At 75.8% G+C, this 11332-nt stretch carries 7 protein-coding genes; 4 read left to right on the forward strand and 3 right to left on the reverse strand.

What is annotated here, in order from left to right:
- The first annotated feature begins 4 nt into the window (after positions 1 to 4).
- The 4 genes from ABD994_RS04960 (at position 5) to ABD994_RS04975 (ending at position 7755) form a co-directional block, all read left to right on the forward strand.
- Positions 5 to 1333: an ATP-dependent 6-phosphofructokinase gene (locus tag ABD994_RS04960; protein WP_345411318.1), complete on the forward strand. Its 1329-nt coding sequence runs from the start codon at positions 5 to 7 to the stop codon at positions 1331 to 1333.
- 80 nt (positions 1334 to 1413) lie between these two features.
- Positions 1414 to 4584, forward strand: coding sequence for an ATP-binding protein (locus ABD994_RS04965; protein ID WP_345411319.1), 3171 nt, complete (start codon positions 1414 to 1416; stop codon positions 4582 to 4584).
- Positions 4585 to 4601: 17 nt separating this feature from the next.
- Positions 4602 to 5651, forward strand: a complete 1050-nt coding sequence (locus ABD994_RS04970) for a methyltransferase domain-containing protein (RefSeq protein WP_345411320.1) — start codon at positions 4602 to 4604, stop codon at positions 5649 to 5651.
- A 1-nt stretch (position 5652) separates the two neighbouring features.
- Positions 5653 to 7755, forward strand: a complete 2103-nt coding sequence (locus ABD994_RS04975) for an alpha/beta hydrolase (protein ID WP_345411321.1) — start codon at positions 5653 to 5655, stop codon at positions 7753 to 7755.
- On the opposite strand, the gene ABD994_RS04980 is transcribed toward ABD994_RS04975, so the two are convergent.
- Genes ABD994_RS04980 through ABD994_RS04990 form a run of 3 tightly spaced genes read right to left on the reverse strand, consistent with a single transcriptional unit; the run spans position 7748 to position 11303 of the window.
- Positions 7748 to 8146, reverse strand: coding sequence for an FKBP-type peptidyl-prolyl cis-trans isomerase (locus ABD994_RS04980; RefSeq protein ID WP_345411322.1), 399 nt, complete (start codon positions 8144 to 8146; stop codon positions 7748 to 7750). The two genes, ABD994_RS04975 and ABD994_RS04980, sit on opposite strands and share 8 nt — an antisense overlap.
- 10 nt (positions 8147 to 8156) lie before the next feature.
- The gene (locus ABD994_RS04985) at positions 8157 to 9464 is read right to left on the reverse strand and encodes an MFS transporter (protein ID WP_345411323.1); all 1308 of its coding nucleotides are present in this window, start codon (positions 9462 to 9464) and stop codon (positions 8157 to 8159) included.
- Positions 9465 to 9494: 30 nt separating this feature from the next.
- Complete coding sequence (locus ABD994_RS04990) at positions 9495 to 11303, reverse strand: thiamine pyrophosphate-requiring protein (RefSeq protein WP_345411324.1); 1809 nt, start codon at positions 11301 to 11303, stop codon at positions 9495 to 9497.
- Between the last annotated feature and the right edge of the window lie 29 nt (positions 11304 to 11332).

The raw sequence follows: 11332 nt of genomic DNA on the forward strand, positions 1-11332 counted from the left end.
CGCCGTGACGCTCGAGCTCGACGACCTGCGCGTGCGCAGTCTCGGTGACTGCCGGTACGACTCCCCGTTCGCCGAGGTGCTGGCGTCCAAGCGCACCTCACCCCACTACGTGCACGAGGACGACCGCGTGCTCGTCGACGACACGGTGTCGGTGCTGCTCTCCCGCGGCGTGCCGATCGAGGCGCTGCCCAGCCTCGAGGCGGCCGGCCCGCGGCGACGGATCTACTTCGACCCGGACGCGACGAGCGTCGGCATCGTGACCTGCGGCGGGCTCTGCCCCGGGCTCAACGACGTCATCCGCGGGATCGTCCAGGAGCTCACCGAGCACTACCGGGTCGCGCACATCTACGGCTTCCGCAACGGCTTCGCCGGCCTGACGTCGCAGCACCGCGAGCGCGTGGTGGAGCTCGACCTCGACGCCGTCCGCGACATCAACAACGACGGCGGCACGATCCTCGGCAGCTCCCGGGGCGACCAGGACCCCGAGGAGATGGTGGACACCCTCGTCGAGCGGGGGATCGACGTCCTGTTCGTCGTCGGCGGCGACGGCAGCATGCGCGGCGCGATGCGCATCACCCGGGAGATCGACGCGCGCGGGCTCGACATCGCGGTGATCGGCATCCCGAAGACGATCGACAACGACCTGCCCTACACCGACCAGAGCTTCGGGTTCCAGACGGCGTTCGCGCAGGCCACGGCGTTCATCGCGTCGGTGTTCATCGAGTCCCAGGCCGCCGAGAACGGCGTCGGCATCGTCAAGCTGATGGGCCGGCACTCGGGCTTCATCGCCTGCTACGCGGCGCTGTCGAACAACGACGCGGACTTCGTGCTGATCCCCGAGGTGCCGTTCGTGCTCGACGGGCCGAACGGGGTGCTGCGCCGCGTCGAGGACCACGTGCGCCGCCACGGCCAGGTCGTCGTGGTGGTCGCCGAGGGCGCGGGGCAGGACCTCCTCGAGCAGGAGGGCGAGACCACCGACGCCTCGGGCAACACAAAGCTCGGCGACATCGGGCTCTTCCTCAAGGAGCGGCTCACCGAGCACCTGACCTCGGTGGACCTGCCGCCGACCGTGCGCTACCTCGACCCGAGCTACGCGATCCGCAGCGTGCCCGCGAACGCCTACGACAGCGTCTACTGCGTGCGCCTGGCCCACGCCGCGGTGCACGCGGGCATGGCCGGGCGCACCGAGACCGTCGTCGTGCGGTGGCGACGCCGGTTCGTGCACGTCCCGATGCCGCTGATCACCTCGCACCGCAACCAGGTGGACCCCGACGGCGACCTGTGGATGTCGGTGCTCGAGGCGACCGGCCAGCCGATGTCGTTCGAGCCCTGACCACGCAGCGTCAGCAACGGTGCTCCGTTCGGGCGGGCACGGATTTGCCGCGGTGAGGTCGCCCGTCGCATAGTGTGGTGATGGGCGTCACGGTCCGGCTCGCCGGTCCGCTGCGCGTCGAGCGGGGCTCCCCGCCCGAGACGCTGCGCATCGGGAGCCCGAAGGAGCGTCGCCTCCTCGCGCTGCTGGCCGCCCGCCGCCCCGCGGTGCTCACCGGCGAGCAGCTGGCCGAGGAGCTGTGGCGCGGCGACGGCCCCCGCCGTCCCGCCGCCGGGGTGGCGACGCTCGTCAGCCGCCTGCGGGGGCGGCTCGCGCCCGGGCTGCTCCTGGGCGACCGCGCGGGCTACCGGCTCGGCGACCCGCCCGACGTCACCGTCGACCTCGACGAGGCCGGGCGCCTGCTCGACGAGGCCGAGCGGCGGCTCGCGGGCGGGGCGCCGGGCCTGGCGGCCAGCGCCGCGGGCCGCGCCCGGACGCTGCTGGGCACCGGCGAGCCGCTGCCCGACGAGGCCGACGGACCGTGGGTGGCCACGGCCCGCGACGAGTGGCACGGCCTCGTGCGGCGGGCGCGCCACACCGAGGCCCGCGCGGCGCTCGCGACGGGCGACGCGGACCGCGCCCGCCGGGTCGCCGGGGAGGCCGTGGCCGCCGACCGGTTCGACGAGCCGGCGCACCGCCTGCTCATGCGGGCCCACCGGCTCGCGGGCGAGCCCGCCCGCGCCGTCGAGCTCTACCACCGGCTGCGCGCCGACCTCGCCGACGAGCTCGGCGTCGAGCCGGACCCGCGGACCCGGGAGGACCACCTCGCCCTGCTGCGGGAGCGCCCGCCGGAGCCCGAGGACGCGCCGCCGGTGCGCGCGCCGTCGCGGCCGCGCTGCGTCGGGCGGGCCGATGAGCTCGCCGCCCTGGTCGGGCACTGGGAGGCCGCGGCCCGCGGACGCCCCGAGCTCGTCCTGATCGCGGGCGAGGCCGGCATCGGCAAGACCCGGCTCGCCGAGGAGCTCACCGCGCTCGCGACGGCCACCGGTGGCCGCGTCGCGTCGGCGCGCTGCCACGGCGCCGAGCGCTCGCTGTTCCTGCAGCCCGTCGTCGACGCGCTCGGCCCGTTGGTGGCCGCGCCGCCCGTCCCGCCGCCGGCCGAGCGGGACCGCGTGCTCGCCGGCCTCTTCGGGGCGGCGGACTCCCCGCCCGACCGTCCCGACCCGCGCCAGGTGTTCGCCGGACTCGCCGCGCTGCTCGCCGACGTCACCACCGACGCACCCCTGCTGCTCGTGCTCGACGACCTGCACAACGCCGGCCTCGCCACCGTCGAGCTGCTCGGCTACCTCGCGCGGCGCGCTGCGGGCGCGCGGGTCCTCGTGCTGGCGACCGTGCGCGCCGAGGAGGGCGCGGCGGCGCTCGAGCACCTCGACGGCGCCGGCACCCGGCTCGACCTCGGGCCGCTCGACGCCGCCGCGGTGACCACGCTCGCGGACCGGGCGGGGCGGGCCGAGCTCGGGGCGGCGATCCACCGGCGCACCCGCGGGCACCCGCTGTTCGTCGTCGAGACGCTGCGCGGGCTGGCCGCGGGCGCGACCGGGGTCCCGGAGACGTTGCAGGCGGCCGTGCTCGCCCGGGTCCGCCGGCTCGGGCCCGAGGTCGAGGAGCTGTTGCGCGCCGGGGCCGTGCTCGGCGCGACGGTCGATCTCGAGGTCGCCGCGGGCCTGCTCGAGCTGCCCGTGCCCGAGGTGGGCCGGCGCTGCGGGCGGGCCGTGGAGGCCCGGCTGCTCGTCGCCACCGACGCGGGCTACGAGTTCGCCAACGACCTCGTCCACGAGGTGCTGCACGCGACGACCCCGGCGCCGCTGCGCCGCCGGCACCACCGGCGCGCGGCCGACCTGCTCGCGGCCACCCCGGAAGCCGCCGGCGAGCACGCGGCGGCCGCGCAGGACTGGCCGCGGGCCGCCCGGGCACTGCTCCTCGCCGGGGACGCGGCCGCCGAGCGCGGGGCCATGGGCGACGCGGCCGCGCTGCACGACCGCGCCCTCGCCGCGGCCGAGCGCGTCGACGACCTGGAGATCACCGGCCGAGTGCTGCTCGCGCGGGCCCGTGCCCGCGAGGGCCTCGAGCGCCACCGGGAGGCGTGGAGCGACCTGGGCCGGGCCGCCGAGGCCGCGCACGAGGCCGGTGACCGGCGGCTGGAGATGCTGGTCCGCCGCCAGCTCGGCGGCGACGTGGCCATTGCGCTCGGTGTCCCGCCCGCCGACTGCCTCGCCCACCTGCGCACCGGTCTGCGGCGCGCGAGCACCCTCGGGGACCGCGGCGCCGAGGCCGACCTGCGGGCCCGCCTCGCCGTCCTCGCAACGAACGACCTGCGGTTCGCCGAGGCGCTCGACCAGGGCCACCGGGCGGTGGCGGCGGGCCGCGGCGCCGGCGACCGTGCCCTGCTCGCCGGGCTCGACGGGCTCAAGACCGCGCACGCCTACCTCGGGGCCGTCGCCGACCTCGCCGAGGTCGTCGACGAGATGGAGGCGCTCGCCCGCCGGCTGCGGTCGCGCACGTTGCTGCAGTGGGCGCTGTTCGAGGGCTCGTTCCCCGCGCTGGCCGCGGGCCGGTGGGCGGAGGCCCGCGCGCGCATCGCGGAGGCGATCGCCGCCACCGCGCAGAGCGGGTTCGGGGGTCACGACGTCTGGTTCCACGCCCACCTCGGCTGGGTCGCGCGCCTGGAGGGCGACCTCGACGAGGCGGTGGTGCTGGGCCGGCGCGCGGTGGAGCGCAGCGGGGCCACCGGGCACCGGTGGTGGACGCCGACCGCGTGCTCACTCCTGGCGTCGACGCTGCTCGAGCGGGGCGAGGTCACCGAGGCCCGGGCGGTCGCGGCGCGCGGGCTCGCGGTGGTCGGCGACGCCGGTGCGACGGCCTGCCGGGTGCGGTGCCCCGCGCCGCCCGCGGCGGCGGGCGCCGCCCTCGGCGAGGAGCCCGGCCCGGCGCTGGCCGAGGCCGACCGGCTGCTGGCCGGGGTCGACGCGCCCCCGGGCGGGGCGTGGGTGCTCGGCGCCGACGTCTACACGGCCGTGGCCGACGCGTGGCGCCGCCACGGGCGGGCCGACCGGGCGCAGGAGGTGCTCGACCCGCTGCTCGTCGCGGCCCAGGCCCACGGCTGGGAGCACCTGGTCGCGCGGCTCGGGCCGCCGCAGTGCGCGCGCAACGGCCGCGCAACGGCGGGGTCGACCGTGACCGGGACCGGGCCGACGGCCCGGGCAACCCGGTGACCGAGGAGGGCCGCGCGATGGCGGTGGACATGGACAAGGTGATGGAGTTCGTCGGGAAGGCCGTGGCCGACGTCGGGGCGACGTTCGCCGCCGGCAGCGTCGTGCTGGGGCACCGGCTCGGCCTGTACCGGGCCCTGGCCGAGGGGCCGGCGACGCCCGAGGAGCTCGCGGCACGGACCGACACCACCCCGCGCTACGTCGCGGAGTGGCTGGCCGGCCAGGCCGCCGGCGGGTACGTGCAGTACGACGACGGCGTCTACTCGCTGTCCGAGGAGCAGGCCTTCGCGCTCACCGACCCGGACGGCCCGCTCTACGTCCCCGGCGCCTTCGTCCTGGCCACCGGGATCCTCCGCGCCGAGCCGACGATCGCGGAGGCGTTCCGGTCCGGGGCCGGCGTGGGCTGGCACGAGCACCACGAGGACGTCTTCCTCGGGTGCGAGTCGTTCTTCCGCGCGGGCTACATCGCCCACCTGCTCGCCGAGTGGCTCCCGGCGCTCGACGGGGTCGTCGCCAAGCTGGAGCGCGGCGCCCGCGTCGCCGACGTCGGGTGCGGGCACGGCGCCACGACCGTGCTGATGGCGGAGGCCTACCCCGCCTCGAGCATCGCGGGCTCGGACTACCACGAGCCGTCGATCGAGATCGCCCGCAAGCGCGCCGCCGACGCCGGCGTCTCCGAGCGCACGACGTTCGAGGTCGCGAGCGCCCAGACGTTCACGGGCACCGGCTACGACCTGGTCACCACCTTCGACTGCGTGCACGACATGGGCGACCCGCTCGGGGCGGCCCGCCGCATCCGCGCGGCGCTCGGTCCTGACGGCACGTGGCTGATGGTGGAGCCGCTGGCCGGCGACTCGGTCGCGGCGAACCTCAACCCCGTCGGCCGCCTGTTCTACGGCGCCTCGACGCTGTGCTGCGTCCCGGCGGCCCGGTCGCAGGAGGGCGGCTACAGCCTGGGCGCCCAGGCCGGCCCGGCCGCGCTGCGCCAGGTGGCGACCGACGCCGGGTTCACCCGGTTCCGCCGCGTGGCCGGCACGCCGCTCAACGACGTGTACGAGATCCGGCCCTGAGATGCGCGCACGGGAGCCCGACGAGGTCGGCAGGATCACCCGTGACGGGGTCCGCGTCGGGTACGAGGTGTTCGAGGGGCCCCCGGCGTCCCCGACGATCGTGCTGCTGACCTCGTGGGCGATCGTGCACATGCGCCAGTGGAAGGCCCAGGTGCCGTTCCTCGCCCGGGAGTTCCGGGTGATCACCGTCGAGGGGCGCGGCAACGGCGCGTCCGACCGCCCGCGCGGCGCGGACGCCTACCGGGACCCGGAGGCGGTCGCGGACGTCGTGGACGTCCTCGACGCCACCGGCACCGCCCGGGCCGTCGCGGTCGGGCTGTCCCTGGGGGCGCGGCGGGCGTTGCAGCTCGCCGCCTGGCACCCCGACCGCGTCCTCGGTGTCGTCGCGATCGGCACCGCGCTCCCGTGGCCGCTGCCGCCCGGCTTCGGCGAGGTGCGCGAGACCCACGAGGGCTGGGAGAAGGCCAACCGCCACTACTGGAAGGCCGACTTCCGGGGCTGGGTCGAGTTCTTCATGAGCAACGTCGTCCACGAGCCCCACTCGACCAAGCAGTGGGAGGACCTCGTCGGCTGGGGCATGGAGACCGACCCGGAGACGCTGGCCGACACCGTGCCCGGCGTCGACGAGCTCACCGACGCCGACGCGGAGATGATCTGCCGGGCCGTGCGCTGCCCCGTCCTGGTCGTCCACGGCGACGAGGACCGGATCACCCCGTACGGCGCCGGTGTCGCCGTCGCGGACCGCACGGGCGGGTCGCTGGTGACGATCCCCGGCGGCGGCCACGCCCCGCCCGTGCGGGAGCCGGTGCGGGTCAACCTGCTCCTGCGGGACTTCGCGCGCTCGCTGTCGGGGCGGCGTCCCCGACGCACGACCTGGACACCGGGGTGGCACCGCTCGCCCCGGGTGCTGCTCGTCAGCTCGCCGATCGGTCTCGGCCACGCCCGGCGCGACGTCGCGATCGCCCGGGAGCTCAGGGCGCTGCGGCCCGATCTGGAGATCGACTGGCTCGCCCAGCACCCGGTCACCGAGGTGCTCGCGCGCGCGGGGGAACGGGTGCACCCCGCGAGCGCGCTGCTGGCGTCGGAGAGTGCCCACATCGAGGCCGAGGCCGGCGAGCACGACCTGCACGCCTTCCACGCGATCCGGCGGATGGACGAGATCCTCGTCGCCAATTTCCACGTGTTCGCCGACGTCGTGGAGGCCGGGCAGCACGACCTCGTGGTCGCCGACGAGGGCTGGGAGATCGACCACTTCCTGCACGAGAACCCGGAGCTCAAGCGGGCGCCCTTCGCGTGGCTCACGGACGTCGTGGGCTGGCTGCCGATGCCCGACGGGGGCGCCGAGGAGGCGGTCCTGACCGCCGACTACAACGCCGAGATGGTCGAGCACGTCGCCCGGTACCCGCGGCTGCGCGACCGGTCGGTGTTCGTCGGCGACCCCGAGGACCTCGCCACCGAGCCCCTCGGGCCGGGGCTGCCGACGGTGCGGGACTGGACCCGCGAGCACTTCGCCTTCAGCGGCTGGGTCGCGACGGGCGGCCCGCCGCGGGACCGGGAGGAGCTGCGTGCCGAGCTCGGGTGGCGCCCGGACGAGCGGGTGTGCCTGGTCGCCGTCGGCGGCTCGGGCGTCGGGCGGGCGCTGCTCGAGCGCGTCGCGGCGGCCCGTCCCCTGCTCGTCCGGGCGGTGCCCGGGCTGCGGATGGTGGCCGTCGCCGGGCCGCGGATCGACCCGGCGTCGCTGCGCGTGCCGGCGGGGGTCGAGGTGCGCGGGCACGTCCCCGACCTCGAGCGCGAGGTGGCCGCGTGCGACGTCGCCGTCGTGCAGGGCGGGCTGACGACGACCATGGAGCTCGCGTGCGCGGGCCGGCCGTTCGTCTACGTGCCGCTGGCCCACCACTTCGAGCAGCAGGTCCACGTCCCCCACCGGCTCGCGCGCCTCGGAGCCGGCCGGCGGATGGAGTACGCCGACGCGACGCCCGAGGCGCTCGCGGAGGCCGTGGCCGAGCTGCTCGCCCGGCCCGCACGACCCGTCCCCGTGGCGGACGACGGCGCGCGGCGGGCGGCGGCCCTGCTCGCCGAGCTGGTCGGGAGAGGGGTCAGTTGACCTTCACGAGGTCGACGACGAAGACGAGGTGGGCGTTCGGCGGGATGACGCCGCCCGCGCCCTGCGGGCCGTAGCCCTGGTGCGGCGGGACGACGAGCACGCGCCGGCCGCCCTCGCGCATGCCCGAGATCCCGAGCTTGAAGCCGTCGATGACCTGGCCGAGCGGGAACTCGACCGGCGTGCCGCCGCGGCTCCACGACGAGTCGAACTCGGTGGAGTTCGAGACCAGCCGGCCCTCGTACTGCACCTGCACGGTGTCGCGGGGGCCCGCCTCGGTGCCGCCGCCGACGACGAGGTCGGTGATGTCGAGGTCGTTCGGCTTGGTGTCGGGGGTGACCGACGCGCCGGGCGCGCGGGTCAGGTCGTCGGTGTTGTCCACGGTGACCGCCATGGCGGCGACCCTACGGGCCGGTCTGCGTGCGGGCCGCCGGGGCCGCCGCGGCCAGCTCCTCGTCCTCGCGGGGGTCGTGGTCGCGGCCCAGGGCGAGCCCGACGGCCGAGAGCACGCAGGCGACCGCGACGTAGACGGCCGCGGCGGCCCAGCCGAGGTCGGCCTGCAGCGAGGTCAGCAGCAGCGGCGCCAGCGCGCCGCCGAGGACGCCCGCGACGGTGTAGCCCAGCGAGGAGCCGGTGGAGCGCAGCCGCGGGGAGAACTGCTCGGTGATGAACGCGGCCTGCGGCCCGTACGCCATCGCGTGCAGCGCCAGCCCGACGACGACACCGAGCAGGAGCAGCCCGAACGAGCCGGACGCTGCCGCCGGGAACAGCACGAACACCCAGACCCCGATGCCGACGACCGCGACGAGCGAGACCAGCCGCCGGTTCCACCGGTCGGACAGCGCCCCGAACGCGGGCACGAGACCGAGCTGCAGCGCCGAGCCGACGAGCACCGCCGAGAGCACCTCGGCCCGGCCGAAGCCACCGCTGCGCGTCGCGTACGAGAGCACGAAGACGGTCAGCAGCGAGTAGGCGACGTCCGGGCCGAGGCGGGAGAGGATCGCGGCGACCAGGCCACGCGGCTGGGTGCGCAGCACCTCGCGGATCGGGGTCGCCGACGTCGAGCCCGTCTCCTGCAGCGCCCGGAACACCGGGGTGTCCTCGAGCGTCAGCCGGATCCACAGGCCGAAGGCCACGAGCAGCGCCGAGAGCAGGAACGCGACGCGCCAGCCCCAGGACAGCAGCTGGTCGGTGGTCAGGGCGGCGGCCAGGACGGCGAAGACGCCGTTGGCGAGCAGGTTGCCCGCCGGCGGGCCGATCTGGGCGGCCGACGACCAGAACCCGCGACGCCGGGGATCGCCGAACTCGCCGGAGAGCAGCACCGCGCTCCCCCACTCGCCGCCGACCCCGACGCCCTGCGCGAACCGCAGGAGCACCAGCGCGATCGGCGCGGTGACGCCGATCGTCGCGTAGGTGGGCAGCAGGCCGATGAGCACGGTGGCCGCCCCGATGAGCAGCAGCGTCGTCACCAGGACGCGCTTGCGCCCGAGCGTGTCCCCGAGCCGGCCGAACACGAACCCGCCGACCGGGCGCGACACGTACCCGACCGCGAAGGTCGTGAACGCCAGCAGCAGCCCGGTCAGCGGGTCGTTGCCCGGGAAGAACAGCTGGGGGAACACCAGCGCCGACGCCGTGCCGTAGACGGCGAAGTCGTAGTACTCCAGCGACGTCCCCGAGAGCGACGCCATGAACGCCTTGCCCCGCGCAGCCATGGCGGAACGTTTCCCCCGTCCGGGGACAGATCACTCCTGTGGCGGCAGCCCCAGCACCGAGCGGGCCTTGGCGCCGACGGTCTCCTTGATGCCGTTGGCGATGATGTCGAGGACGTCGGTGTCCCCGGAGAGCTGCGAGCGGGCGGTGTTGAGGGCCTGCTGGATCGTGACGTGCGGCGGCACCAGGGGGACGTCCTTGTCGACCTTGGCGTCGACCACGAACGGCCGGTCGGCCGCAAGCGCGCGGTCCCACACGGCGCCGATGTGCTCGCGCTCGCGCAGCTCGATCCCGTCGAGGCCCAGCAGCATCGCCCACTGCGCGTAGGGCACGTCCGGGATCGCCTGGGACTGCGGGTCGGGCGCCTCGCCGAGCATCCCGCGGGTCTCCCAGGAGACGTAGGACAGGTCGTCGTTGCTCAGCACGAGCACGACGAAGCGGGGATCGGACCACCGGTGCCGGTAGCGCGCCACGGTGATGAGCTCGTTGACGCCGTTCATCTGCATCGCCCCGTCACCGATCAGCGCGACCACGGGCCGGTCGGGGTGGGCGTTCTTCGCCGCGATCGCGTAGGGCATGCCGCCGCCCATCGACAGCAGCGTCCCCGACAGCGTCCCGTACTGGGACCCGTGCAGCGTGACGTCGCGGGCGTACCAGGACGTCGCGGTGCCGCAGTCGACGGCGAGCAGGGCGTCGTCGGGCAGCCGGTCGGACAGCTCGCGCACCACGAGCTCGGGGTTCAGCGCGCTGGTGTGGGCGTGGGCCCGCTGGCGGGAGTAGTCGTCCCAGGCGGAGGTCCAGCGCTCGACCTGGGCGCGCCACGAAGGGTCGTGCCCGCGCAGCCGGGGCAGCAGGGCGGCGAGCGTCGCGCCGGCGTCGCCGGTGAGGTTGACCTCGGTGTCGTAGCGGATACCGCAGCGCGCGCCGTCGACGTCGATCTGCACCGCCCGGGCCTGCCCCGGCGCCGGGTAGTACTCGGTGTAGGGCATGGTCGAGCCGACGATCAGCAGCGTGTCGCACTCGCGCATGAGGTGCCACGACGCCGTCGTCCCCAGCAGCCCGATCGCGCCGGTGACCCACGGCGAGCGCTCGTCGACGACGCCCTTGCCCAGCAGGGCGGTCGCCATCCCGGCGCCGAGGGTGTTGGCGACCTCGGTGAGCACCGCCGACGACCCCAGCGCGCCCGCACCGGCGAGGATCGCGACCTTCTCCCCCGCGTTGAGCACCTCCGCCGCGGCGTCGAGCGCGGCCTCGGGTGGCGTCGTGACGTGGGAGGAGGGCACCGCGGAGGTGTGGTAGTAGCCGTGGGCGTCGGGCGGCTCGACGACGGCGTCCTGCTCGAGCACGTCGGAGGGCAGGATGATCACCGTGACCGTGCGGTCGGCCAGCGCGGTGCGGCAGGCGCGGTCGACGACGTGCCGCACCTGGCTTGCGTCCTTGACCTCGGCGAGGTAGCCCGCGACGTCGGAGAACAGCGCCCCGAGGTCGACCTCCTGGTAGTAACCGCCGCCCTGGGCGGTCTGGGCGGTGTGGCCGAGCAGGGCGACCACCGGCTGGTGGTCGAGCTTCGCGTCGTAGAGGCCGTTGAGGGCGTGGACCGCGCCCGGCCCGCCGGTCACCGCGCAGCAGCCGATCGGCGAGCCGCCGTACTTGACGTCCGCGCAGGCGGCGAACGCGGCGGTCTCCTCGTGGCGGACCTGCACGAACTCGGCGTCCTCGCGCTCGGGCAGGGCGGTGAAGAGGCCGCCGATCCCGTCGCCGGGATAGCCGTAGAACCGGTGCACGCCCCACTCGGCGAGGCGGGCGAGCACGTGCTGGGCGACGTTCTTCGGAGCACTCACACCTGAGGCTCCCCACGATGGCCTCCGGC

Source organism: Actinomycetospora chlora (assembly GCF_039542135.1).
GTDB classification, from domain to species: domain Bacteria; phylum Actinomycetota; class Actinomycetes; order Mycobacteriales; family Pseudonocardiaceae; genus Actinomycetospora; species Actinomycetospora chlora.

Excerpts from the sequence above, each read along its gene's own strand:
- ABD994_RS04965 (WP_345411319.1), top strand. The coding sequence starts at position 1,414 with ATGGGCGTCACGGTCCGGCTCGCCGGTCCGCTGCGCGTCGAGCGGGGC.
- ABD994_RS04970 (WP_345411320.1), top strand. The coding sequence starts at position 4,602 with ATGGCGGTGGACATGGACAAGGTGATGGAGTTCGTCGGGAAGGCCGTG.
- ABD994_RS04975 (WP_345411321.1), top strand. The coding sequence starts at position 5,653 with ATGCGCGCACGGGAGCCCGACGAGGTCGGCAGGATCACCCGTGACGGG.
- ABD994_RS04980 (WP_345411322.1), bottom strand. The coding sequence starts at position 8,146 with ATGGCGGTCACCGTGGACAACACCGACGACCTGACCCGCGCGCCCGGC.
- ABD994_RS04985 (WP_345411323.1), bottom strand. The coding sequence starts at position 9,464 with ATGGCTGCGCGGGGCAAGGCGTTCATGGCGTCGCTCTCGGGGACGTCG.